At 65.0% G+C, this 23,034-nt stretch carries 38 protein-coding genes; 1 reads left to right on the top strand and 37 read right to left on the bottom strand.

Annotated elements, in window-relative coordinates; translation table 11 throughout:
• The first annotated feature begins 70 nt into the window (after window positions 1–70).
• Window positions 71–781 (top strand): lipoyl(octanoyl) transferase LipB, encoded by a 711-nt coding sequence (lipB, locus tag ABZ720_RS15335; RefSeq protein ID WP_438264111.1) that lies wholly within the window; start codon window positions 71–73, stop codon window positions 779–781.
• Here the strand turns inward: lipB and ABZ720_RS15330 are convergent.
• The 37 genes from ABZ720_RS15330 to rpsL form a co-directional block, all read right to left on the bottom strand.
• Window positions 758–1,825, bottom strand: coding sequence for a permease (locus tag ABZ720_RS15330; protein WP_366556399.1), 1,068 nt, complete (start codon window positions 1,823–1,825; stop codon window positions 758–760). The two genes, lipB and ABZ720_RS15330, sit on opposite strands and share 24 nt — an antisense overlap.
• Window positions 1,826–1,876: 51 nt before the next feature.
• The gene (locus tag ABZ720_RS15325) at window positions 1,877–2,185 is read right to left on the bottom strand and encodes an ArsR/SmtB family transcription factor (RefSeq protein WP_366556398.1); all 309 of its coding nucleotides are present in this window, start codon (window positions 2,183–2,185) and stop codon (window positions 1,877–1,879) included.
• Between the two features lie 10 nt (window positions 2,186–2,195).
• On the bottom strand, window positions 2,196–2,681 hold the full coding sequence (locus tag ABZ720_RS15320) for an NUDIX domain-containing protein (RefSeq protein ID WP_366556397.1): 486 nt from the start codon (window positions 2,679–2,681) through the stop codon (window positions 2,196–2,198).
• Between the two features lie 7 nt (window positions 2,682–2,688).
• Window positions 2,689–2,970 (bottom strand): acylphosphatase, encoded by a 282-nt coding sequence (locus tag ABZ720_RS15315; RefSeq protein ID WP_366556396.1) that lies wholly within the window; start codon window positions 2,968–2,970, stop codon window positions 2,689–2,691.
• Window positions 2,970–3,734 (bottom strand): SDR family NAD(P)-dependent oxidoreductase, encoded by a 765-nt coding sequence (locus tag ABZ720_RS15310; protein WP_366556395.1) that lies wholly within the window; start codon window positions 3,732–3,734, stop codon window positions 2,970–2,972. The genes ABZ720_RS15315 and ABZ720_RS15310 overlap by 1 nt, the downstream gene beginning before the upstream one ends.
• A 51-nt stretch (window positions 3,735–3,785) precedes the next feature.
• Entirely contained in the window at window positions 3,786–4,202 is a 417-nt protein-coding gene (locus ABZ720_RS15305; RefSeq protein ID WP_366556394.1) for a hypothetical protein, read from the bottom strand.
• 137 nt (window positions 4,203–4,339) lie between these two features.
• Window positions 4,340–4,762, bottom strand: a complete 423-nt coding sequence (gene rplQ / locus ABZ720_RS15300; RefSeq protein WP_366556393.1) for a 50S ribosomal protein L17 — start codon at window positions 4,760–4,762, stop codon at window positions 4,340–4,342.
• 277 nt (window positions 4,763–5,039) lie between these two features.
• Window positions 5,040–6,056, bottom strand: coding sequence for a DNA-directed RNA polymerase subunit alpha (locus ABZ720_RS15295; RefSeq protein WP_366556392.1), 1,017 nt, complete (start codon window positions 6,054–6,056; stop codon window positions 5,040–5,042).
• Between the two features lie 165 nt (window positions 6,057–6,221).
• Window positions 6,222–6,614, bottom strand: a complete 393-nt coding sequence (gene rpsK / locus ABZ720_RS15290; protein WP_275824052.1) for a 30S ribosomal protein S11 — start codon at window positions 6,612–6,614, stop codon at window positions 6,222–6,224.
• A 15-nt stretch (window positions 6,615–6,629) separates the two neighbouring features.
• Complete coding sequence (gene rpsM, locus ABZ720_RS15285) at window positions 6,630–7,007, bottom strand: 30S ribosomal protein S13 (RefSeq protein ID WP_366556391.1); 378 nt, start codon at window positions 7,005–7,007, stop codon at window positions 6,630–6,632.
• A gap of 126 nt (window positions 7,008–7,133) precedes the next feature.
• On the bottom strand, window positions 7,134–7,736 hold the full coding sequence (locus ABZ720_RS15280) for an adenylate kinase (RefSeq protein WP_366556390.1): 603 nt from the start codon (window positions 7,734–7,736) through the stop codon (window positions 7,134–7,136).
• Window positions 7,733–9,076, bottom strand: coding sequence for a preprotein translocase subunit SecY (gene secY, locus ABZ720_RS15275; RefSeq protein WP_366556389.1), 1,344 nt, complete (start codon window positions 9,074–9,076; stop codon window positions 7,733–7,735). Before secY ends, ABZ720_RS15280 begins: the two co-directional genes overlap by 4 nt.
• Before the next feature lie 41 nt (window positions 9,077–9,117).
• Window positions 9,118–9,615 carry a 50S ribosomal protein L15 gene (gene rplO, locus ABZ720_RS15270; protein WP_366556388.1) on the bottom strand — a complete coding sequence of 166 codons (498 nt, stop codon included), beginning with the start codon at window positions 9,613–9,615 and terminating at the stop codon, window positions 9,118–9,120.
• A gap of 63 nt (window positions 9,616–9,678) precedes the next feature.
• Window positions 9,679–9,864, bottom strand: a complete 186-nt coding sequence (gene rpmD / locus ABZ720_RS15265; protein ID WP_366556387.1) for a 50S ribosomal protein L30 — start codon at window positions 9,862–9,864, stop codon at window positions 9,679–9,681.
• A gap of 6 nt (window positions 9,865–9,870) precedes the next feature.
• Window positions 9,871–10,434 carry a 30S ribosomal protein S5 gene (rpsE, locus tag ABZ720_RS15260; protein WP_275824045.1) on the bottom strand — a complete coding sequence of 188 codons (564 nt, stop codon included), beginning with the start codon at window positions 10,432–10,434 and terminating at the stop codon, window positions 9,871–9,873.
• A 20-nt stretch (window positions 10,435–10,454) separates the two neighbouring features.
• A complete protein-coding gene (rplR, locus tag ABZ720_RS15255; RefSeq protein WP_366556386.1) occupies window positions 10,455–10,817 on the bottom strand; it encodes a 50S ribosomal protein L18 in 363 nt (120 codons plus the stop codon).
• Window positions 10,817–11,350 carry a 50S ribosomal protein L6 gene (rplF, locus tag ABZ720_RS15250; protein ID WP_366556385.1) on the bottom strand — a complete coding sequence of 178 codons (534 nt, stop codon included), beginning with the start codon at window positions 11,348–11,350 and terminating at the stop codon, window positions 10,817–10,819. Before rplF ends, rplR begins: the two co-directional genes overlap by 1 nt.
• Before the next feature lie 14 nt (window positions 11,351–11,364).
• Window positions 11,365–11,763 carry a 30S ribosomal protein S8 gene (gene rpsH, locus ABZ720_RS15245; protein WP_366556384.1) on the bottom strand — a complete coding sequence of 133 codons (399 nt, stop codon included), beginning with the start codon at window positions 11,761–11,763 and terminating at the stop codon, window positions 11,365–11,367.
• Window positions 11,764–11,776: 13 nt separating this feature from the next.
• Window positions 11,777–12,082: a 30S ribosomal protein S14 gene (rpsN, locus tag ABZ720_RS15240; protein WP_366556383.1), complete on the bottom strand. Its 306-nt coding sequence runs from the start codon at window positions 12,080–12,082 to the stop codon at window positions 11,777–11,779.
• A 19-nt stretch (window positions 12,083–12,101) separates the two neighbouring features.
• Window positions 12,102–12,644 (bottom strand): 50S ribosomal protein L5, encoded by a 543-nt coding sequence (rplE, locus tag ABZ720_RS15235; protein ID WP_366556468.1) that lies wholly within the window; start codon window positions 12,642–12,644, stop codon window positions 12,102–12,104.
• Between the two features lie 17 nt (window positions 12,645–12,661).
• Complete coding sequence (gene rplX, locus ABZ720_RS15230) at window positions 12,662–12,982, bottom strand: 50S ribosomal protein L24 (protein WP_366556382.1); 321 nt, start codon at window positions 12,980–12,982, stop codon at window positions 12,662–12,664.
• Window positions 12,982–13,350, bottom strand: a complete 369-nt coding sequence (gene rplN, locus ABZ720_RS15225; protein WP_275824038.1) for a 50S ribosomal protein L14 — start codon at window positions 13,348–13,350, stop codon at window positions 12,982–12,984. The genes rplX and rplN overlap by 1 nt, the downstream gene beginning before the upstream one ends.
• A gap of 12 nt (window positions 13,351–13,362) precedes the next feature.
• Entirely contained in the window at window positions 13,363–13,620 is a 258-nt protein-coding gene (rpsQ, locus tag ABZ720_RS15220) for a 30S ribosomal protein S17 (protein WP_366556381.1), read from the bottom strand.
• 12 nt (window positions 13,621–13,632) lie between these two features.
• A complete protein-coding gene (gene rpmC, locus ABZ720_RS15215; RefSeq protein ID WP_275824036.1) occupies window positions 13,633–13,833 on the bottom strand; it encodes a 50S ribosomal protein L29 in 201 nt (66 codons plus the stop codon).
• Between the two features lie 4 nt (window positions 13,834–13,837).
• Window positions 13,838–14,257 (bottom strand): 50S ribosomal protein L16, encoded by a 420-nt coding sequence (rplP, locus tag ABZ720_RS15210; protein ID WP_366556380.1) that lies wholly within the window; start codon window positions 14,255–14,257, stop codon window positions 13,838–13,840.
• A 40-nt stretch (window positions 14,258–14,297) separates the two neighbouring features.
• Window positions 14,298–14,993, bottom strand: coding sequence for a 30S ribosomal protein S3 (gene rpsC, locus ABZ720_RS15205; protein ID WP_366556379.1), 696 nt, complete (start codon window positions 14,991–14,993; stop codon window positions 14,298–14,300).
• A gap of 1 nt (window position 14,994) precedes the next feature.
• The gene (gene rplV / locus ABZ720_RS15200; RefSeq protein WP_366556378.1) at window positions 14,995–15,375 is read right to left on the bottom strand and encodes a 50S ribosomal protein L22; all 381 of its coding nucleotides are present in this window, start codon (window positions 15,373–15,375) and stop codon (window positions 14,995–14,997) included.
• A gap of 3 nt (window positions 15,376–15,378) precedes the next feature.
• Entirely contained in the window at window positions 15,379–15,657 is a 279-nt protein-coding gene (gene rpsS, locus ABZ720_RS15195) for a 30S ribosomal protein S19 (RefSeq protein ID WP_366556377.1), read from the bottom strand.
• Between the two features lie 12 nt (window positions 15,658–15,669).
• The gene (gene rplB, locus ABZ720_RS15190; protein ID WP_366556376.1) at window positions 15,670–16,500 is read right to left on the bottom strand and encodes a 50S ribosomal protein L2; all 831 of its coding nucleotides are present in this window, start codon (window positions 16,498–16,500) and stop codon (window positions 15,670–15,672) included.
• A gap of 4 nt (window positions 16,501–16,504) precedes the next feature.
• Window positions 16,505–16,837, bottom strand: coding sequence for a 50S ribosomal protein L23 (locus tag ABZ720_RS15185; RefSeq protein WP_366556375.1), 333 nt, complete (start codon window positions 16,835–16,837; stop codon window positions 16,505–16,507).
• Complete coding sequence (rplD, locus tag ABZ720_RS15180) at window positions 16,834–17,454, bottom strand: 50S ribosomal protein L4 (protein ID WP_366556374.1); 621 nt, start codon at window positions 17,452–17,454, stop codon at window positions 16,834–16,836. Before rplD ends, ABZ720_RS15185 begins: the two co-directional genes overlap by 4 nt.
• Window positions 17,455–17,456: 2 nt before the next feature.
• Window positions 17,457–18,188, bottom strand: a complete 732-nt coding sequence (rplC, locus tag ABZ720_RS15175; RefSeq protein ID WP_366556373.1) for a 50S ribosomal protein L3 — start codon at window positions 18,186–18,188, stop codon at window positions 17,457–17,459.
• A 5-nt stretch (window positions 18,189–18,193) separates the two neighbouring features.
• Complete coding sequence (rpsJ, locus tag ABZ720_RS15170; protein WP_366556372.1) at window positions 18,194–18,508, bottom strand: 30S ribosomal protein S10; 315 nt, start codon at window positions 18,506–18,508, stop codon at window positions 18,194–18,196.
• Window positions 18,509–18,581: 73 nt separating this feature from the next.
• Window positions 18,582–19,772 carry an elongation factor Tu gene (gene tuf / locus ABZ720_RS15165; protein ID WP_366556371.1) on the bottom strand — a complete coding sequence of 397 codons (1,191 nt, stop codon included), beginning with the start codon at window positions 19,770–19,772 and terminating at the stop codon, window positions 18,582–18,584.
• 59 nt (window positions 19,773–19,831) lie between these two features.
• On the bottom strand, window positions 19,832–21,910 hold the full coding sequence (gene fusA, locus ABZ720_RS15160; RefSeq protein WP_366556370.1) for an elongation factor G: 2,079 nt from the start codon (window positions 21,908–21,910) through the stop codon (window positions 19,832–19,834).
• A 31-nt stretch (window positions 21,911–21,941) separates the two neighbouring features.
• Entirely contained in the window at window positions 21,942–22,412 is a 471-nt protein-coding gene (rpsG, locus tag ABZ720_RS15155) for a 30S ribosomal protein S7 (protein ID WP_366556369.1), read from the bottom strand.
• 14 nt (window positions 22,413–22,426) lie between these two features.
• On the bottom strand, window positions 22,427–22,798 hold the full coding sequence (gene rpsL, locus ABZ720_RS15150) for a 30S ribosomal protein S12 (RefSeq protein ID WP_366556368.1): 372 nt from the start codon (window positions 22,796–22,798) through the stop codon (window positions 22,427–22,429).
• Window positions 22,799–23,034: the final 236 nt, after the last annotated feature.

Genomic DNA, 23,034 nt, shown 5'->3' with positions numbered 1-23,034 from the left:
CTAACGGCTTGGCAACACAAGGGGTCTCGGCACGCGCCAGCAGCCGCCCCGCAGGCAGCGAGATCGATCGGTGAGCGGCCCAACCTCCACACCACCGGGCAAGTCAGAGAACATCGCGGCGCCCGAGTGGCGTCACGAACCGCGCCCGCTGCTCTACCCCGACGCGCTGCAAGCCATGGAGGCGCGCGCCGCCGCCATTCGCGCAGGCACGGCGCCGGAACTGGTCTGGCTGCTGGAGCACCCGCCGCTCTACACCGCGGGCACCAGCGCACGGGCCGAGGACTTGCTGGACGCGCGCTTTCCCGTCTACGACGCCGGCCGCGGCGGACAGTACACCTACCACGGTCCCGGCCAGCGGGTGGCCTATCTGCAGCTCGACCTCAAGGCGCGGCGTCCGGACCTCCGGCTCTACGTCCACTGTCTCGAGGAATGGGTGATCCGCAGCCTGGCCCGCTTCCAGGTGAAGGGCGAGCGCCGAGAGGGGCGGGTCGGCATCTGGGTGGCGCGCGGCGGCGGCCGGGAAGACAAGATCGCCGCCATCGGGGTGCGGGTGCGCCGCTGGGTGACGCTGCACGGCATTGCCATCAACGTCGAGCCCGACCTCTCCCACTTCCAGGGCATCGTGCCCTGCGGCATCCGCGAGCACGGCGTGACGTCCCTGGTGGACCTGGGCCTGCCGGTCACGCTCGGCGACCTGGATCAGGCCCTGGCCGACACCTTCGAGGAAATCTTCGGCCCCGGCGGGCCGATGGGGCGATCAGAGGGCTCCTCCGGCGTTTAACAGCAGCAGGCCCTGGTAGCTGTAGCCGGCTAGCATGGCGCCGGCGAAAGCAATCAGCAGGTACCAGAGAAAGACGCCGCGCTGCGCCACGGCCCAGACCGCCATCGCCGCCGGGATCGAGGTCATGCCGCCGGCGAGCATGAAGGCCAGTGCCGCACCGGGGGCCATGCCGGCATTGATCAGCTCTCCGGCAAGCGGGATCGCCGCATAGCCATTGACGTAGGCCGGTGCCCCGACCGTTGCCGCCAACGCGATGGTCCAGGGCCGATCGCCGCCCACGCTCGCCGCCACCAGGTCCGCCGGCAGCCAGGCCACCATCAGGCTTTCGATCAGGAAGGCCAGGGTGAGCCACTTGGCCAGGAAGAGCCCCACACGCAGCGCTTCGCGCCCGAACTGCGCGCGGCGCTGCGGCTCGCGCCAGACCGCCCATTGCACCTGCGGCCCTTGCCGCAGGCGACTGGCGGCACAGCCACCGCCCACACCGTCACGCAAGACCTGGCCGAAGAGGCCGAAGCGCTGCAGTCCCAGCGTGGCAAAGCCCGCCAGAGAGCCCAAGAGCAGGGCCGCGGCCGTCTTGGCCAGCGCGAAATCCAGGCCCAGCACCGGCAGGGTCAGCAGAAACATCTCCGGGTCCATGATCGGCGAGGCCACCCAGAAGGCCATGACCGCCGGCAGGGGAACGCCCGCGGCCAGGAGCGCGGCGACGAGCGGCACCACCCCGCAGGAGCAGAAGGGCGAGAAGGCGCCCAGCAGTGCGGCGAAGCCGATCGCGATCACGGGCGCGCGGCTGACCACCCCGGCGATCAGGCTGTCGGCGCCGGCCGCCTTGAGCCAGGCGGCCGTGCCCACCGAAAGGGCCAGGAAAGGCGCGATCCAGAGCAGCGAGTCGAGTGTGAATCGAAGGCTCTCCACGGCCTGCCGCGGTACCGTTGCAGCGAGCACCAGCAACAGGGCCAGACTGACCAGCCAGACCACATGGGCGCGAAGCTGCCGCCGGGTCCAGAGGAGGTCGAGTTCGGAAAGATTGCGAACCCAGGCAGTCATCTTTTCCTCCATTATTCCAGTAATGTCGAACTATATAGACAAAAAAAGGGCTTACTCTGCCATGCGGGTGGTCGAGATCCCCCGGCAGCATTCTTCCGTGAGATAGCCCAGCAGGCGCTCCATCAGCATGAAGTTTGCGGTACATCGCAGCACCCGGCCTTCACGCTGCTGGGCGATCAGCTCGGCCTGCATCAACTGCGCCAGATGGTGCGACAGGGTCGAGGCCGGTACGCCCAACTGGGCCTGGATCTCCCCCACCGGCAAGCCTTCGTGCCCCGCCCGCACCAGCAGACGGAACACCTGCAGCCGGGTGGGATTGCCCAGCTTCTCCAGGCAAAGGGCGGCATGATCCAGTTCCATGGTGGCGAGGTTAGACCTCCTCTTTTAGGGAGTCAACAATTCTTCTGGAAATGTCGAATTGATGCTGCTGCGGGTCAATCAGGCATTCCAGCAGCCACTCCTGGCACTCCTCGGCCATCCGGCCACGCGCCTGGGCCGGCGCGCACCAGAAGGGACGATGCCCCGCCTCCTGCGGCTCGCCCACTTCCGCCACGGCAACAGCGAAGAAGGTGCAGTGTTTGTCGTAGTACTTTCCCGACAGTGGTCGGGTCAGATACTGCCGCAATCCGAAGAGCGCGTGGCTGCGCAGCACCCGGTGGCCCGTCTCCTCGAGAAACTCCCGGGCCAGCGCCACCTCGGCGGTCTCGCCGGGCTCGATGCCCCCACCGGGGATTTCCAGTCCGTCGGCTGTCTCCACCAGCAACACCTGGCCCGCCCGCGCCCGCCAGGCCAGACCGTAGGCGCCGGGCCGGCAGCGATAGGCCTGCCCGTTTGCGCGCTCGCCAAAGAAAATCATAGGCGCGTCATACCGTTGGCAACTGCCGGAACCCCGGCTCCACCGCCTCGTCCCAGGCGCTCACCGCGACATCATTCACCTCCGCGCGCGCCGGCCCCGCGCGGCAGGCTGTCAGCATCGACTCCACCGCCTCCGGCGCTCCGGAGAAGACCGCTTCCACCGAACCGTCGCGTCGGTTACGCACCCAGCCGTCGAGTCCCAGCTGCACCGCCTGCTCACGTGTCCAGGCTCGGAACCAGACGCCCTGGACCTTGCCGGAAATCACGACCCGGACCTGCCGCTCGGCCATCAGGCAACCTCCAGGCCCGCCCGCCGCTGGATCTCCTCCTCGCGGATCGATACCTCCTGCCCCAGGAGATCGTCGGCTTCGGCCTTGCAGAGCCAGGCGATCACCCGGCCTGGACGCTCCGGGCTGGCCAGGCTCTCGCGCGGCAGGCGGCTGACCTCATTGATGCCGGATCCGCGGATCAGCACCTGCATCTCGGTGTCGACCACGCCCGGAATGAAGCCGAAGGCGCGCAGGCCCTCCTCGCCGTACTCCAGGTGCAGGCTGCGCGTGACCATCGCCAGCCCGGCCTTGCCGGCGCAGTAGGCGCTCCAGCCCTCCATCGGCCGATGCGCCGCACCGCTCGAGACGTTGATCACCGTTCCGCCCCCGGCCAGCATATCCGGCAACAGCGCATGCAGCAGACGCAAGGGACCGCCCAGATTGACGTCGATGTTGGTCATCCAGGCATCGGTTTCGCAATCGGCCAGCTTGCCGATGGGTTCGATGGCGCCGGCATTGTTCACCAGGATATCGACCCGCCCCAGGTCCTCCCGCAGAGCCCGACAGGCAGCAGCCACCTGGCTGGCCGAGGTCACGTCGCAGGCAAAGGCCGCAGCCTTGCCCCCCTCAGCGACAATGCTGTCGGCCAGTTCCTTGCAGGCCGCCTCATCGCGCGCCAACAGGGCCACGGCAGCCCCCTCGGCCGCCAGCGCACGGGCGGCGGCGGCACCAATACCGCGGCTCGCCCCGGTGACCACTGCGACCTGTCCCTGTAACTCCGCCATGCCAAACCTCCTTCTGTGCAAACGCTGCCGGGCAAAACCCTTCAGACACACTCAGTAATCGTCGCTTTCCCCATAGCTGAGCGCAAAGACAATCTCCACCGCCCGCCGGGCGTAGCGCTCCCAGTCCTTGCGCCCAACCCACTGATCCTCGACCGTCAGCGCCGGGCGTCCGCGATCCTCGTGCAGCAGGCTGTTGCGCATGCCGCGCAGCCAACTCAGGTCCCGGGCCGGTACGGCGCGGGCCTGTTTCGACGCCTCCGCCTGCATCTCCACGATGGCGCCGGCCAGTATAACCACCGCGGCCCAGGCGCCGGCGCAAAACGCCGATTGCAGATCCAGCAGCAGGGCCGTGCCCTGTTCCGACAAGCGGCCCCGTGCGCCGGCCCGCGCATAGGCCGCCTGCCGCTCCTCGAACCAGAGGCGCCGCTCATCCCAGATCAGTGGATCGGGTGGATCAAGATGCTCCATGACTTCGCTATGCCCCGAAGGGGGCGCCTCTCGCAAGAGCCGGCCTGCCTATCGGCCGTACAGGAGGCGCAGAAACAACAAACCCCCGGGCGCGCGGCTCGGGGGTTTGCTTGACGTTCGTCAGGAGAGGGGCGAGATCAGCTCTCGTCCTCGTCCTGCTCGCGATCGGCAGTGGGGCCGCTGTCCTGGCCCTTGGCATCGGGGTTGCGGTCGACCAGTTCGATCACCGCCATCGGCGCCATGTCGCCATGACGGAACCCGGCCTTGAGCACCCGCGTATAGCCGCCGGGGCGCGACTGATAGCGCTCGGCCAGTTCACCGAAGAGCTTCTGCACCATGACATTGTCGCGGATCACAGCCGCGGCCTGCCGGCGCGCATGCAGGTCGCCGCGCTTGCCCAGAGTCACCAGGCGGTCGGCAATGCGCCGCAGTTCCTTCGCCTTCGGCAGGGTGGTGACGATCTGCTCGTGCTTGATCAGCGCGTGGGCCATGTTGGCGAACATCGCTTTGCGGTGCTGGCTGGTCCGATTCAGCTTCCGCATGGCCATTCCGTGACGCATCGCATCCTCCTTGGTGTCTGGGTCTCGCGCGCGAGACCGATCGGTCTGCCCAACGCCCTACCGCAGCGGTACGTCGAGGTGGGTCGGCATGACCCGTAGGATGGCCGGCGCCTCGTTCAGGCGCCGGCCGAACACTAGAGCAGATCGACTCAAATCGGGTTCGCGAAGCGATCCGGTTTGAGTCGTGAATCTGCTCTACACCCTTGATTCAGAGCGGATTCACGCATTTGTTCTGAACGCTGCGCGTTACAGATCAAACGCGATCCGCTCTAGAAGATCAGAAGGGTTCTTCCAGCCGCTTGGACAGCTCTTCGATGTTGTCCGGCGGCCAGTTCGGAATCTCCATCCCGAGGTGCAGACCCATATTGGCCAGCACCTCCTTGATCTCGTTCAGCGACTTGCGGCCGAAGTTCGGGGTGCGCAGCATCTCGCCCTCCGACTTCTGCACCAGATCGCCGATGTAGACGATGTTGTCGTTCTTCAGGCAGTTGGCCGAGCGCACGGAGAGCTCCAGCTCGTCCACCTTGCGCAGCAGGTTCCGATTGAACGGCGGCTCGGCCTCCTCGGACGGCAGCTCGCGGCCCTGCGGCTCCTCGAAGTTGATGAAGAGCTGCAACTGGTCCTGCAGGATGCGCGCGGCCAGAGCCATCGCATCATCCGGCGACATGGAGCCGTTGGTCTCCACCTCCATGGTGAGCTTGTCGTAGTCCGTCACCTGACCAACACGCGTGTTCTCCACCTTGTAGGAGACCCGGCGCACCGGCGAGAAGATGGAGTCGACCGGGATCAGCCCGATGGGCGCATCCTCGGCGCGGTTCTGCGCGCCCGAGACATAACCCTTGCCGTGCGCCACGGTCATTTCCATGTCCAAGCGCGCGCCATCATCCAGGGTGCAGATGACCAGGTCGGGGTTCATCACCTCGATGTCGGCACCGCTTTCGATCTGACCGGCGGTGACTTCGCCCGGGCCTTCGGCGCGCAGGCGCACCCGCTTCGGCCCCTCGGCGTGCATGCGCAGCGCCAGACCCTTCACGTTGAGCACGATGTCGGTCACATCCTCACGCACGCCCGGTACGGAGGAGAACTCGTGCAGAACGCCATCGATCTGGATGGCGGTGACGGCTGCGCCCTGCAGGGAGGAGAGCAGCACGCGGCGCAGCGCATTGCCCAGCGTCAGGCCGAAGCCACGCTCCAGCGGTTCGGCGACCAGCTTGGCCAGGCGCCGGGGATCGGTGCCGGGCTGGCTATCCAGCTTGTTCGGCTTGATCAGGTCGGTCCAATTTTTGTGCAACACTGTGGTTTGCCTCGCGAATTCGAGCTGGTTTCGTGAAAGCGAAAGGACGGCCACGCATAAACTGCGTCGGACCGCCTTTCCTTCTACGGCACGTCTTCCTATCCCGGGCTGCCGACGCCGCTCGCCGCGCCGGACCCTATCCGTCGGAAGACGGCGATGATGACCTTAAACGCGCCGGCGCTTGCGCGGGCGGCAACCGTTGTGCGGGATCGGGGTCACATCGCGAATCGCCGTGATGTGGAAGCCCACCGCCTGAAGAGCGCGCAGGGCCGACTCGCGGCCGGAACCCGGGCCCTTCACGTTCACCTCGAGGGTGCGCATACCGTGCTCCTGCGCCTTCTTGCCGGCATTCTCAGCCGCCATCTGCGCAGCGTAGGGGGTCGACTTGCGCGATCCCTTGAAGCCCTGAGCACCCGCCGTGGACCAGGCGATGGCATTGCCCTGCACGTCGGTGATGGTGATCACGGTGTTGTTAAAGGTCGCGGCAACATGCGCGATGCCGGACGTAATGTTCTTCTTCTCGCGGCGGCGAAGCCGACCCGCTTGTGCCTTGGCCATGGCTCTGGGAACCCCTTACTTCGTAGCCTTCTTCTTACCGGCAATCGGCTTGGCCGGGCCCTTGCGGGTCCGCGCATTGGTATGGGTGCGCTGACCGCGCACCGGCAGACCCTTGCGGTGCCGCAGACCACGATAGCAGCCCAAATCCATGAGCCGCTTGATGTTCATGGCCACCTCGCGGCGCAGATCGCCTTCCACGACGAAGTCCTTGTCGATGGCCTCGCGAACGCGCGCCACCTCGTCGTCAGTCAGCTCATGCACCCGGCGGTCGTCGGGAATCCCGACGCGCCCGCAGATATCCTTGGCCTTGGTATGGCCGATCCCGTGGATGTAGGTCAGCGAGATGGAAACGCGCTTTCCCGTCGGGATATTGACGCCAGCGATACGTGCCACGCCGTGGTCTCCTTAAGACAAAAACCGAATAACCGGATTCAAACTCAGACAGCCCGAAACGCCCGGACCGCTCCCGCGCCAGGACGCGCGGATTATAGAGGGCGATGCTTCGCGGTCAAGCCTCGATCACGCCCCTGTGCTTGCCGTGCTGCGCGCCTCGGCGAGCAGCGCCTCAATGGCCTGGGCCACCTCTTCGATAGAACGCATGCCGTCGACCGTCTTCAGCGCGCCCTTGTCCCGATAGTAGGGCAGGATCGGCGCCGTCTGCTGACGGTAGACCTCAAGGCGTTTGCGCAGCGTTTCGACGTTGTCGTCGGAGCGGGTGCTGCTGCCGCCCGCTTCCGCGATGCGGCTTTCGATGCGCCCGACCAGCGCCTCTTCGTCCACCTTGATCTCGATGACGGCGTCCAGTCGCAGGCCCTTGCGCGCCAGCAGCGCATCAAGCGCCTCGGCTTGGGCGACGGTGCGCGGGAAGCCGTCCAGAATGAAGCCCTTGGTGCAGTCCGGCTGCTCGATGCGCTCGGAGATCATGTCGATCATCAGCCCATCGGGCATCAGCGCGCCGCGATCCATGATGTCCTTGGCCTGCTGGCCCAGCTCGCTGCCCGACGCGACCGCTGCACGCAGCATGTCGCCTGTCGAGAGCTGCTTGACCCCATGAACCTCTTCCAGACGCGCCGCCTGGGTGCCTTTGCCCGCCCCCGGCGGGCCCAGCAGAATGATATTCACCGGCGCCTCCCCTTCAGCTTCGCCTTCTTGATCAGCCCCTCGTACTGGTGCGCCAGGAGATGGGCGTGGATCTGGGCCACAGTGTCCATGGTCACGTTGACGACGATCAGCAGGCTCGTGCCACCAAAATAGAAGGGCACCGAATACTGCGAGATCAGGATCTCAGGGATCAGGCAGACCACCGCCAAGTAGATCGCGCCAACGGTCACAAGCCGTGTGGTGACATAGTCGATGTAGTCGGCGGTGTTCTTGCCCGGACGGATGCCCGGAATGAAGCCGCCGTGCTTCTTGAGGTTGTCCGCCGTGTCGGCCGGATTGAAGACAATGGCCGTGTAGAAGAAGGCGAAGAACACGATCAGGCCCACGTAGAGCAACATGTAGATGGGCTGGCCATGCGACAGGTTGCTCGTGATCCAGATCAGCCAATCCGGCCCCTCGTTGGCGCTGAAACCGGCGACGGTCAGAGGCATGAGCAGCAGCGAGGAGGCAAAGATCGGCGGAATGACGCCCGCAGGGTTGAGCTTCAGTGGCAGGTGCGAAGACTCGCCCTGCATCATGCGATTGCCCTGCTGGCGCTTGGGATACTGCACGATCAGGCGGCGCTGCGCCCGCTCGACGAAAACGATGAAGGCAATCACGCCAACAGCCATCGCCAGCAGGAAGAGGATGAACAGCGTCGAGAGCGCGCCCGTGCGTCCCAGTTCCAGCGTCGAGGCCAGCGCCATGGGCAGGTTGGCCACGATGCCGGCGAAGATGATCAGCGAGATGCCGTTGCCGACACCACGCGCCGTGATCTGTTCGCCCAGCCACAGCAGGAACATGGTGCCGCCGGTCAGGGTGATGACCGTGGTGATCCGGAACAGCATGCCCGGATCGATGACCGCCGAGCCGCCGGGGCCCTGCATCGCCTCGAGGCCGACCGCCATGCCGTAGGACTGGAAGGCTGCCAGCACCACCGTGAAGTAGCGCGTGTACTGGTTGATCTTCTTCCGGCCGCTTTCGCCTTCCTTCTTCAGCTGGCTGAGCGTCGGCGAGACTGCCGTCATCAGCTGCATGATGATGGAGGCGGAGATGTAGGGCATGATCGACAGGGCGAAGATCGTCATGCGCCCCAGTGCGCCGCCGGCGAACATATCGAACACGCCCAGCACACCGCCGGCATGCTGCTCGAAGATCTGATCCAGAATCATCGGATCGACCCCCGGCACCGGGATGTAGCTGCCCAGCCGGTAGATGATGAGCGCACCCAGTGTGAACCAGATGCGCTTCTTCAGTTCGGTCGCCTTGGCAAAGGCGCCGAAATTCACGTTGGCTGCGAGCTGTTCGGCGGCAGATGCCATACCTCAGGCCTTCCCGGGAACGTCCCGTTGCTGACGGATCGTCATTCGGTCGTGGCGGCGCTTTCCGCGGCGGCCGGCTTCGGCGCAACCACGGTAACCTTGCCGCCAGCCTTTTCCACGGCCTCGACCGCGCCCTTGGTGGCGCCGGCCACGGTGATCTCGACCTTGCTGCTGAGCTCCCCGCTGGCGAGGAGGCGAACGCCGTCGCGGGTCTTCTTGAACAGACCGGCGGCGCGCATGGTCTCTGCATCGATCGGCTTGCTGGCGTCCAGCTTGCCGGATTCGATGGCCGCCTGCAGGCGCTGCAGGTTCACTTCGACATAGTCGCGGCGGAAAATATTGTTGAAACCCCGCTTCGGCAAACGCCGATGCAGTGGCATCTGGCCACCTTCGAAGCCCTTGATGGCGACGCCGCGCCGGGCCTTCTGACCCTTGTGGCCCTTGCCCGAGGTCTTGCCCAGGCCGGAACCGATGCCGCGCCCAAGGCGCTTGCGCGCCTGGCGCGCACCGGGGTTGTCGCTCAGCTCATTCAGCTTCATCTCATCACATCCTTTGACCGCGGCGCCGGCAGCGCCGGTCCGGTTCGCCTTGGCGAGCCGGAATCACTCCACGACTTTGACCAGGTGCGCGACCTTGTTGATCATCCCGCGCACGGCTGGCGTATCTTCCAGCTCGCGCACCCGGTTGATCTTGCCCAGGCCGAGGCCCCGCAGCGTGGCATGCTGATCTTGCGTGCGGCCGCGCGGACTGCGCACCTGCTGCACGATGACGGTGGCTTTATCGCTCATCGACCCTTACTCCGTGCCCGCCGCGCCAGCGCTGTCCTCGCGCCGACCCAGGATGTCGCTGACCTTGCGGCCGCGACGCTGTGCCACCATCCGCGGGCTCTGCACGCGAGTGAGCGCATCGAAGGTGGCGCGGATCATGTTGTAGGGGTTCTGCGTGCCCAGCGACTTGGCGACCACGTCCTGCACCCCGAGGCACTCGAAGATGGCGCGCATCGGGCCGCCGGCGATGATGCCGGTACCTGCCGGTGCCGCGCGCAACACGACCTTGCCGGCCCCGAAGTGGCCGTCGATGTCATGATGCAGCGTGCGACCCTCGCGCAGGGGCACCCGGCGCATGCCGCGCTTGGCCGATTCGGTCGCCTTGCGGATCGCTTCAGGCACCTCGCGGGCCTTGCCGTGGCCGAAGCCGACCCGGCCCCGCTGATCGCCGACAACGACCAGGGCGGCAAAGCCGAACCGGCGGCCGCCCTTGACCACCTTGGCCACGCGGTTGATGCCGACCAGCTTGTCGACGATTTCCGAGTCCTCGCGATCACGCGGGGACCGGTCTTCTCTCTGCGGACGTGCCATGCTTCGCTGTCCCTATACGCTCAGAACGACAGGCCGGCTTCGCGCGCCGCTTCGGCGAGAGCCTTGACCCGACCGTGGTAAATGTAGCCGCCGCGGTCGAAAACCACCTCGGCGACGCCCGCCTGCTTCGCACGCTCGGCAATGAGCTTGCCCACCTCGGCAGCGGCCGCGGTGTCCGCGCCGGACTTCAACTTGCCCTTCAGATCCGGATCGATCGTCGAGGCCGCCACCAGCGTGGCACCCTTGGCGTCGTCGATCAGCTGGGCGTAGATGTGCTTGCTCGAACGGAAAACCGACAGACGCGGCCGACCATTCGACTTGCGGCGGAGATCGCTGCGCACCCGAATGGCGCGATTCCGCAGCTTTTGCCGGGCGGTGAGCATTACTTCTTCTTGCCTTCCTTGCGGATGATCTGCTCGTCCGAATAGCGGACGCCCTTGCCCTTGTAGGGTTCCGGAGCACGCATGCCGCGCACCTCGGCCGCAAACTGGCCGACGAGCTGCTTGTCCGCGCCGGAGATCGAAATGGCGCTCTGCCGCTCGCAGACCACCTTCAGACCCTCGGGGATCGGATAATTGATATCATGGCTGTAGCCGAGCTGCAGGTTCAGGGTAGAGCCCTGCACCGCGGCGCGGTAGCCGACGCCGGTGATCTCAAGGTCACGCTTGAAGCCCTCGGACACCCCGCGCACCATGTTCTGGATGCGCGCACGTGCCGTGCCCCACATGGCCCGGGCCCGCTTGCCCTCGTTGACCGGCGAGACTGTCACCTTGCCGTCTTCCATAGCGATCTGCACGTCTTCGGTCGCCCGGTACTGCAGTTCGCCCAGCTTGCCCTTGGCCTTCACCAGCACGCCGTCGATCTTGACGTCGACGCCGTCGGGAACGGCCACCGGGTTCTTGCCCACTCGCGACATAACCGAAAACTCCCTCAGAACACGCGGCAGAGAACTTCACCGCCCAAGTTGGCCGCGCGCGCCTCATGGTCCGCCATCACCCCGCGCGGGGTCGACAGGATCATGATGCCGAGGCCGTTGTAGAAGCGCGGCAGCTCCTTGATCTTCGAATAAACCCGGCGACCGGGACGGGAGACCCGCGCGATCTCACGGATGACGGGGGTGCCGTCGTGATACTTGAGCTCGACCACAAGCAGGTCGAAGCCTTTCGCATCCTTCTCCGTGCGATAGTCGCGAATGTAGCCTTCCCGCTTGAGAACCTCCAGCACATTGAAGCGCAGCTTGGAGGCCGGGGCGGTGATCTGGGTCTTGCCCGCCTGCTGCCCGTTGCGAATCCGGGTCAGCATATCCCCGAGGGGATCGCTCATCGACATGCCGTCGTACTCCTTACCAGCTCGCTTTGGTCATGCCGGGGATCTGCCCATGGGAGGCGAGCTCCCGCAGGGCGATGCGCGACAAGCGCAGCTTGCGATAGTAGCCGCGGGGACGCCCCGTCAGCTCACAGCGATTGCGCAGGCGGTTCCTGGCCGAATTTCGTGGCAGCGCGGCCAGCTGGAGGTACGCCTGAAAGCGCTCCTCCGGCGGCAGCGTCCGGTCGGTCGCCTGGGCCTTCAACTCGGCACGCTTGGCGGCATAACGCTTCACCAGCCGTGCGCGATTCTTGTTGGTCTCGACAGAGCTCTTCTTAGCCATCGTTCAATCCTCGCGCCCGTCAGTTCCGGAAGGGCATGTCGAACTGCTTCAACAGCGTGAACGCTTCCGCGTCCGTTTTCGCCGTCGTGCAGATGATGATGTCCATGCCCCGGATCTCGTCGATCCGGTCATAGTCGATTTCGGGGAACACCAGCTGCTCCTTCAGGCCCATGGCATAGTTGCCATGACCATCGAAGGACTTGGGGTTCAGCCCCCGGAAGTCTCGCACCCGCGGCAGCGCAATGGTCACCAGGCGGTCGAGGAACTCGTACATCCGCTCGCCGCGCAGCGTCACCTTGCAGCCAATGGCCATGCCCTCGCGCAGCTTAAAGCCGGCGATCGACCGCTTGGCCCGCGTTACCACCGGGCGCTGACCCGTGATGAGTCCCAGCTCCTCGACAGCAGTGTTGAGCTTCTTGCTGTCGGCGACCGCCTGACCCACGCCCATATTGAGGACAATCTTGTCCAGGCGCGGAATCTGCATCGGGTTCTTGTAGCCGAACGCCTCGGTCATGCTCGGCTTCACCGCGCTTTCGTAGCGCTCCTTGAAGCGGGCTGTCATGTTCATTGCCTCGCCCATTATCTGTCGATCACTTCGCCGGAGCGACGGGCCACGCGCAGCTTGCGCTCACCGTCAATCTTTACGCCGATGCGGCTCGCTGCACCGTCACGCGGATCAGCCATCGCCACGTTGGAAACATGGATCGACGCCTCGATCTGCACGATGCCGCCCTGGTTGCTCGCAGTGGGGCGCTGGTGCTTTGTCACCATGTTCACGCCCTGAACAACGACGCGATCCTCTTTCGGAATCGCACGCAACACTTCGCCGCTTCGGCCCTTGTCTTTTCCGGTCAGGACGACCACCCGGTCGCCTTTGCGGATCTTCATCTGCTTCGCCATCACAACACCTCAGGCGCCAAGGAGATGATCTTCATGAACTTCTTGGCGCGCAATTCGCGGGTAACCGGACCGAAGATACGCGTACCGACCGGCTCACCCTGCTTGTTGATCAACACCGCGGCGTTTCGGTCGAAACGAATCACCGTTCCGTCGTCGCGGCGGATATCCTTGGCGGTGCGTACGATCACGGCCCGCAGCACATCGCCCTTTTTAACGCGTCCGCGCGGAATGGCTTCCTTGACGGACACGACAATCACGTCGCCGATGCCGGCGGTGCGCCGGTTGCTGCCGCCCAGTACTTTGATGCACTGGACCCGGCGCGCGCCGGAGTTATCGGCCACATCGAGATTGGTTTGCATCTGGATCATGGCGCGCGCTCCTTAAGCCTGCGTCGAAGCGGCAGCACCGTTTTCCTCGACCAGCGTCCAGCGCTTGGTCTTGGAAATCGGGCGACACTCCACGATCCGCACCACGTCGCCTTCGCGGCAGCGATTCTGCTCATCGTGGACATGGTACTTCTTCGACAACCGGATGAACTTCTTGTACAGCGGGTGCATCACCCGCCGCTCCACGAGAACGGTGGCCGACTTGTCGGCTTTATTCGACACGACGACACCCTGCAGCATGCGACGCGGCATGGAACCTTACTCCTACTGGGCGCTCTGCGCGGTCTTATCGCGCAGAACTGTCTTGATACGCGCGATGTCGCGGCGCACCTGGCGCACACGCGCAGTATTCTCGAGCTGGCCGCTGGCCTGCTGGAACCGCAAATTGAACGATTCCCGCCGCAGCTTGAGCAGCTCGTCCTTCAACTGGTCGGACGTCTTCGCTCGCAAATCGACGACCTTCATGGCGTCAGCCCTCCTCGCCGATACGGGTGACGAAGCGCGTCTGCACCGGCAGCTTCGCTGCGGCCAGAACGAAGGCCTGCTCGGCCATCTCGCGGCTCACGCCATCGAGTTCAAACATGACGCGACCGGGCTTGACCCGCGCGGCCCACCATTCCGGGGAACCCTTGCCGGAGCCCATGCGCACTTCCTGCGGCTTCTGAGAGACCGGCACGTCCGGGAAGATGCGGATCCACAGCTTGCCAACGCGGCGCATGTGGCGGGTGATTGCCCGGCGCGCGGCTTCGATCTGGCGAGCCGAGACCCGACCCGGAGTCGTGGCCTTGAGGCCATAGGCACCGAAGTTGAGCTCGGTGCCCCCCTTGGCCATGCCCTTGATCCGGCCCTTGTGCTGCTTGCGGTACTTGGTCCGCTTCGGAGACAACATCGTTCCCGTTCCCTAACCTGATAGACCGACCGTTCGGCCCTTACTGGCGCCCGCCGCCGGAACTTCCCGGCTGCGCTTCGGCCATACGCTTGTCCTGTGCCATGGGATCGTGGGCCATGACTTCGCCCTTGAAGATCCACACCTTCACACCGCAGGTGCCGTAGGTCGTGTGACCCGTGGCCTCGCCGTAGTCGATGTCGGCGCGCAGGGTGTGCAAGGGCACGCGGCCTTCGCGATACCACTCGAGCCGCGCGATCTCGGCACCGCCAAGACGGCCGCTGCAGTTGATCCGAATGCCCTGGGCACCCAGTCGCATCGCGTTCTGCACTGCGCGCTTCATGGCGCGGCGGAAGGCGACCCGGCGCTCGAGCTGCTGGGCGATGTTATCGGCCACCAGCTGGGCGTCGACCTCGGGCTTGCGGATTTCGACGATGTTGAGGCTCACGTCCCCGCCGGTCATCCGGGCGAGGTCCTGGCGCAGACGCTCAATATCGGCGCCCTTCTTGCCAATAACAACCCCCGGCCGCGCCGTGTGGATCGTCACGCGGGCCCGCTTGGCCGGCCGCTCGATCACGACCCGCGACACGCCTGCCTGCTTCAGCCGCTTGGAGAGAAACTCGCGCAGCTTGAGGTCGTCGTGCAGCAGCGTGCCGTAGTCCTTGCCGGCGTACCACCGCGAATCCCAGGTGCGGTTGATGCCGAGGCGCAGGCCGATCGGATTGACTTTGTGACCCATGTTAAACGGTCTCCTCGCGCTCACGAACCACCAGGCGCAGACGGCTCCAGGGCTTGATGATCTTGCCGACACGACCGCGGGCGCGGGGCCGGAAGCGCTTCATCGTCAGCGCCTTGCCCACCGTCGCTTCGGCCACATAGAGCCGGTCGACGTCGAGCTGATGATTGTTCTCGGCGTTCGCGATCGCGGACTGCAGGACCTTCCTGACGTCCTGTGCGATGCGACGCTTGGAGAAGGTCAGCTCCGCCAGCGCCTTGTCAGCCGCCTTGCCGCGAATCATTGCCGCCACAAGGTTCAGCTTCTGCGGGCTGGTGCGCAGCATGCTGGCCGAGGCCATCGCCTCGTTGTCTGCCAGGCCTCGCTCTCTCTTAGGCTTGCCCATCGCTTATCTCCGCTTCGCCTTCTTGTCGACCGTGTGGCCGTAGAAGGTCCGAGTCGGCGCAAACTCGCCAAACTTGTGACCCACCATGTGCTCGGTCACCAGGACCGGCAGGAACTTCTGACCATTGTAGACGCCGAACGTCAGGCCGACGAACTGCGGCATGATGGTCGAGCGCCGCGACCAGGTCCTGATAATCTCGTTTCGTCCCGAGCCCCGTACCGCTTCCGCCTTCTTCAGCAGAAAGCCGTCGACGAAGGGGCCCTTCCAGACAGAACGCGCCATCTTCGCGGCTCCTTACTTCTTCGCGTGCCGACGCCGCACGATGAGCGCGTCGGTCTTTTTGTTTTGGCGGGTCTTGCGGCCCTTGGTCGGCTGGCCCCAGGGGGTCACCGGATGGCGACCGCCAGAGGTGCGACCTTCACCACCGCCATGCGGGTGATCGATCGGGTTCATGGCCACGCCGCGCACCGAGGGGCGTTTGCCCAGCCAGCGTTGACGGCCGGCCTTGCCGAGCTTGACGTTGGTCTGATCCGGGTTGGAAACCGCACCGATGGTTGCCATGCACTCCTGGCGCACCATGCGCACCTCGCCCGAAGCCAGGCGCAACAGGGCGTAACCCTGGTCGCGGCCGACAAGCTGGACGTAGGCGCCGGCGGCCCGGGCAATCTGCCCGCCCTTGGCCGGCTTCAGCTCGACGTTGTGCACGATCGTGCCCACCGGAACCGACTTCAGCGGCATCGCATTGCCCGGCTTCACGTCCACCTTCTCGCTGGCGATCACCTTGTCGCCAACGCCCAGGCGCTGTGGAGCCAGAATGTAGGCCTGCTCGCCGTCTTCGTAGCGCAGCAGCGCGATGAAGGCGGTGCGGTTGGGATCGTATTCCAGTCGCTCCACCGTCGCGGCAACGTCCCACTTGCGCCGCTTGAAGTCGACGATGCGGTAGGTCCGCTTGTGACCGCCACCAATCCGCCGGGCGGTGATCCGCCCATGATTGTTGCGGCCGCCGGACTTGGTCAGGCCTTCGGTCAGCTTCTTGACCGGCTTGCCCTTCCACAGTGCCGAGCGGTCCACCTGCACCAGCTGGCGCAGGCCCGGTGTCACCGGATTATAGGTCTTCAACGCCATCGCTTCAGATCCCCGTCGTCACATCGATGGAGTGACCCTCTTCCAGCGTCACCATCGCTTTCTTGATGTCCGCGCGGCGGCCCGGACGGCCGCGGAAGCGCTTCGTCTTGCCCTTGGCGATCAGCGTGTTGACCGCCTTGACCTTGACCGAAAAGACGCCTTCGACCGCAGCCTTGATCTCGGGCTTGGTCGCATCGATCGGCACCTGGAAGGCGACCTGGTTGTGCTCGCCCATCAGGGTGGTCTTCTCGGTGATGATCGGACGCCGGATCATCTCCAGCTTGCGCTCCTCGGAGAGGCGCACCTCGATCTTCTTGCGGGACCGTGCTCTGCTCATTTGAGTCGCGCCTCCAGCGCTTCGACGGCGTTGCGGGTCAGCACGAGCTGGTCGCGACGCAGGATGTCGTAAACGTTGGCACCCTGCTGCGGCAGTACATCGATGCCAGACAGGTTGCGCGCGGCACGCTGGAACAGCTCGTCCATTTCAGGCCCGTCGATGATCAGCGCGTTGCCCCAACCCAGCGCCTGAAGCCGCTTGGCCAGGTCACCGGTCTTGTGGCTGTCGAGCTTGGCCGCATCCAGCACCACCAGCTTGCCGTCGGCCGCCTTGGCCGAGAGCGCGGTCTTCAGACCGAGCTGCCGGAACTTCTTGGTCAGGTCATGGCTGTGATCACGCGGCGTGGGCCCATGGACGGTACCACCGCTGCGCATGATGTTGGTCTTCAGGTTGCCTCGACGCGCCCGACCTGTGCCCTTCTGGCGATAGGCCTTCTTGGAGGTTCCCGTCACCTCGCCGCGGGACTTGGTCTTGTGGGTCCCGGCGCGGCGCTTGGCCAGCTGCCAGTTGACCACGCGGGCCAGGATGTCCCGCCGCACGGCAACACCGAAGACCTCGTCGGCCAGTTCGATCTCGCCGCTTTCGGCGTTGTCGAGCGTTGTGACCTTGAGCTTCATGGTCACTGCTCCTTCTCGTTATCGGCCGGCGTCGCCTCGGCGGCGTCCGCCTGCCCGGCGGCCTGCATCAACGCGGCCGGGAAGGGAAGATCCTCCGGCAGCTTCGCCTTGACCGCATCGCGCACCAGAACCCAGCCGCCCTCGGCACCCGGCACCGCGCCGCGCACCATGATCAGGCCACGCGCCTCGTCGGTGGAGACCACTTCCAGGTTCTGGGTGGTCACGCGACGATCGCCCATGTGGCCGGCCATCTTCTTGCCCTTGAAGACCTTGCCGGGATCCTGGTTGTTACCGGTCGAGCCAAGGCTGCGGTGAGAGACCGACACGCCATGGCTGGCCCGCAAGCCGCCGAAACCCCAGCGCTTCATGGCGCCGGCGAAGCCCTTACCGACGGACGAAGCCGTCACGTCGACCTTCTGGCCGGCAACGAAGTGGGCGACAGACAGCTCGCTGCCCACGTCCAGCGTCGCCTCCGGGGAGACCCGGAACTCGGCCAGCTTCTTCTTCGGCGCCACCTTAGCCTTGGCGAAGCGCTCACGCTCCGGCTTGGAGACGCGATTCGGCTTCGCCGCGCCGACGCCAAGCTGCAGCGCCGTGTAGCCGTCCTTTTCCGCAGTGCGCACCGCGACAACCTGGCAGGCGTCCACTTTGAGAACGGTGACCGGAATGTGGGTCCCATCCTCCTTGAACACCCGGGTCATCCCGAGTTTCTGCGCAATCAAGCCCGTGCGCATTGGGGTCATCCCTTCAACTTGATCTCGACGTCCACACCGGAGGCCAGATCGAGCTTCATCAAAGCATCGACGGTCTGCGGAGTGGGGTCGACAATGTCCAGGAGCCGCTTGTGCGTCCGCATTTCGAACTGCTCGCGGCTCTTCTTGTCGATGTGTGGCGAGCGCAGCACAGTGAAACGCTCAATGCGGGTGGGCAGCGGAATCGGTCCGCGCACCTGGGCGCCCGTTCGCCTCGCCGTATTCACGATCTCGCCGGTGGACTGGTCCAGAATCCGGTGATCGAACGCCTTCAGGCGGATGCGAATGTTTTGATGATCCATTGTTCAGCGCTCGCTTGGGAACCTGACGGTCCGGCAGCAAAATGCCGCCGGACCGTACGATACTGGTCCCTGGTTACTCGGTTATGGAGGCGACGACGCCGGCACCGACGGTGCGGCCACCTTCGCGGATGGCGAAGCGCAGCCCCTCGTCCATGGCGATCGGCGCGATCAGCTCCACGTCCATCGTCACATTATCGCCGGGCATCACCATCTCAGTGCCTTCCGGCAGGCTGATCACGCCCGTCACGTCCGTCGTCCGGAAGTAAAACTGCGGACGGTAGTTCGTGAAGAATGGCGTGTGGCGACCGCCCTCGTCCTTGGTCAGGATGTAGGCTTCGGCCTTGAACTTCGTGTGCGGCGTGATCGAGCCCGGCTTCGCCAGAACCTGACCGCGCTCCACGTCATCGCGGCCGACACCACGCAGCAGCGCGCCGATGTTGTCGCCCGCCTCGCCCTGGTCCAGCAGCTTGCGGAACATCTCGACACCGGTCACCGTCGACTTCTTCGTGTCGTGCAGGCCGACGATCTCGATTTCCTCGCCCACCTTGACCACACCGCGCTCGACGCGACCCGTGACCACCGTGCCGCGGCCCGAGATCGAGAAGACGTCCTCGATCGGCATCAGGAAGGGACGGTCCTTCGGACGCTCCGGCGTCGGGATGTAGGCATCCACTTCGCGCATCAGCTCGAGAATGGCTTCCTGGCCCAGCTTCTTGTCGCTGTCCTCCAGCGCCGCCAGCGCCGAGCCCTTCACGATCGGAATGTCGTCGCCCGGGAAGTCGTAGGACGACAGCAGCTCGCGAACCTCGAGCTCCACCAGCTCCAGCAACTCCTCGTCGTCGACCATGTCGCACTTGTTGAGGAACACCACCAGCGCCGGAACGCCGACCTGGCGCGCCAGAAGGATGTGCTCGCGCGTCTGCGGCATCGGGCCGTCGGCAGCCGACACCACCAGGATCGCGCCGTCCATCTGCGCCGCACCCGTGATCATGTTCTTCACGTAGTCGGCGTGACCCGGGCAGTCCACGTGCGCGTAGTGACGGTTCTCCGTCTCGTACTCGACGTGCGCCGTCGAAATCGTGATACCGCGCGCCTTCTCTTCAGGCGCCTTGTCGATCGCGTCGTACGCCGTAAAGGTCGCACCACCCGTCTCTGCAAGAACCTTCGTAATCGCCGCCGTCAGCGACGTCTTACCATGGTCAACGTGACCAATCGTCCCAATGTTGCAGTGCGGCTTCGTCCGCTCGAACTTCGCCTTCGCCATGGCTCATTTTACTCCGCGACGGATACTTCGTGGTTATGGTTGCGCGTGGTGCCGGCCCGTCAGGCCAGCTTCGCCTTGACCTCGTCGGCCACGGCCTGCGGAACCCGCTCATAGTGATCGAAAAACATGGTGTACTGCGCCCGGCCCTGGCTCATGGAGCGCAGGGTGTTGACGTAGCCAAACATGTTGGCCAGCGGCACCATTGCGCTCACGACCCGAGCATTGCCGCGGGAGTCCATGCCCGTGACGTTGCCGCGCCGAGAATTCAGGTCGCCGATGATGTCGCCCATATACTCTTCCGGGGTCACCACCTCAACCTTCATCATGGGCTCAAGCAGAACCGGAGATGCCTTCGGGATGCCCTCACGGAACGCCGCACGCGCGGCGATCTCGAAGGCCATCACACTCGAGTCGACATCGTGCGAGGCACCGTCGACCAGAGTCGCCTTGAAGTCGATGACCGGGAAGCCGGCGATGACGCCGTTGTCCTTAGACCCTTCCAGGCCCTTCTGCACGCCCGGAACGAACTCGCGTGGCACCGAACCGCCGACCACGGCGTTCTGGAAGACGAAACCGGCGCCGACTTCCAAGGGCTCGAACACGATCTTGACGCGCGCGAACTGACCCGAACCGCCGGTCTGCTTCTTGTGGGTGTAGTCCACCTCGTGCTGCCGGGTGATGGTCTCGCGATAGGCCACCTGCGGCGCACCGACGTTGGCGTCCACCTTGAACTCGCGGCGCATGCGGTCGACGAGGATCTCCAGGTGGAGTTCGCCCATGCCCTTGATGACCGTCTGGCCACTCTCCGTGTCGGTGGTCACCCGGAAGGAGGGGTCCTCCTGGGCCAGGCGCGCCAGCGCCATACCCATCTTTTCCTGGTCGGTCTTGGTCTTGGGCTCGACCGCCACCTCGATCACCGGATCCGGGAACTCCATCCGCTCCAGCACCACCGGCTTCACCGGATCGCAGAGCGTCTCGCCCGTCGTCGTGTCCTTGAGGCCCGCAATGGCGACGATGTCGCCGGCCAATGCCTCGTCGATGTCCTCACGGTGGTTGGCATGCATGAGCAGCATGCGGCCGACGCGCTCGCGCTTGTCCTTCACCGAGTTCAGCACCTGGGTGCCCTTCTTCAGGGACCCGGAGTAGACCCGCACGAAGGTCAGCGAACCGACGAAGGGGTCGGTCATGATCTTGAAGGCCAGCGCCGACATGGGCTCGTCGTCGCCGGTCTTGCGGACGATCGCTTCCTCGGTGCCCGGCTTCATGCCCTTGATGTCGGGCACGTCCAGCGGGCTCGGCAGGAAGTTGACAACCGCGTCCAGCAGCGGCTGCACACCCTTGTTCTTGAAGGCGGTGCCGCAATAGACCGGCACGAAGGCTAGACCCACGGTGCCCTTGCGGATGCAACGCAACAGAGTCTCCTCATCGGGCTGATTGCCTTCGAGGTAGGCCTCCATCGCGACGTCGTCCTGCTCGACTGCCAACTCCACCAGCTTTTCGCGGTACTCCGCAGCCTGGTCGGCCAGCTCCGCCGGAATGTCTTGGTATTCCCACTCGGCGCCCAGGTTCTCGTTTTTCCAGACCTGAGCCTTCTGCTTCACCAGATCGATCACGCCCGCAAAGTCGCTCTCGCCACCGATCGGCAGCTGCATGACCAGCGGCGTCGCACCGAGACGATCGACGATCATATCGACGCAGCGGAAGAAGTCCGAGCCCATCCGGTCCATCTTGTTGACGAAGCAGATGCGCGGCACGTGATACTTGTCGGCCTGGCGCCAGACAGTCTCCGACTGCGGCTCCACACCGGCAACGGCGTCGAACACCGCAACCGCGCCATCGAGCACCCGCAGGGACCGCTCGACTTCAATGGTGAAGTCGACGTGGCCCGGAGTGTCAATGATGTTGACCCGGTGATCATTCCAGAAACAGGTGGTCGCCGCGGAGGTGATGGTGATGCCGCGTTCCTGCTCCTGCTCCATCCAGTCCATCGTCGCGGCGCCATCATGCACCTCGCCGATCTTGTGGCTGCGGCCGGTATAGAAAAGGATGCGCTCGGTCGTGGTCGTCTTGCCGGCATCAATGTGAGCCATGATGCCGATGTTACGATACCGGTCGAGCGGCGTTACGCGGGTAGACATTCTAACCTCTCATCCTGGCGACGACGTCGCCTTACCAGCGATAGTGCGAGAACGCGCGGTTGGCTTCCGCCATCCGGTGCGTGTCTTCGCGCTTCTTGACGGCCGCGCCGCGATTGTTCGCCGCGTCCATCAGCTCGCCGGCCAAGCGGGCCGTCATGGTCATTTCGGAACGGGCCCGGGCGGCGTTGATCAGCCAGCGCATGGACAGCGCCTGGGCACGTTCGGTGCGCACCTCCACCGGGACCTGATAGGTGGCACCGCCGACACGACGGGAGCGCACCTCGACTTCCGGGCGGATGTTACCCAGGGCGTCATGGAACATGCGCACCGGATCGTTGCCACCCCGCGATACCAGGAGGTCGAATGCGCCGTAGACGATATGCTCGGCGACAGACTTCTTCCCATCCAGCATCAGGTTGTTCATGAACTTGCTGACGATCACGTCGCCGAACTTCGGGTCCGGCAGGATCTCTCGCTTTTCAGCGCTATGACGGCGAGACATCTCGGTCTAGCTCCTCACTTCGGCCGCTTGGCGCCGTACTTCGAACGGCGCTGACGGCGGGCGGCGATACCCTGGGTATCAAGCGTGCCGCGAATGATGTGGTAACGCACGCCCGGCAGATCCTTGACGCGACCGCCGCGGATCAGAACCACGGAGTGCTCTTGGAGGTTATGTCCCTCGCCGGGGATGTAGGTCACGACTTCAAAGCCGTTGGTCAGCCGCACCTTAGCGACCTTGCGCAAGGCGGAGTTCGGCTTCTTTGGAGTCGTCGTATACACGCGTGTGCACACGCCCCGCTTCTGCGGGTTGGCTTCCATAGCCGGCACCTTGTTGCGCGCCCGCTGGGGCTGGCGCGGCTTGCGAATAAGCTGATTGACCGTCGGCATGCGATCGCTTTCCCGTGTGCCCAAATGTCTGCGAAACAAACGCCAGCTTAAGGAGCAGTTTTTCCTACGGCTCCCGCTGGCGTTTGGTGGTCGGGCCATGGCCCGAATGTCGTGTCGTGTATCCTCCAGGGATGCGTCTAGGCCGCCTTGAGGGCCTACCACCAACCCCACCTTGTGGAACGGGCGCATAGTATGAGCGCGCCCCCTGGCCGTCAACCCCGATCACAAGATTCTCC

It is taken from the genome of Aquibaculum sediminis, assembly GCF_040712085.1.
GTDB lineage: Bacteria > Pseudomonadota > Alphaproteobacteria > Kiloniellales > DSM-21159 > Aquibaculum > Aquibaculum sediminis.
The sequence above is the reverse complement of the archived record's forward strand: the minus strand, read 5'-3'. Positions and strand labels throughout refer to the sequence as shown.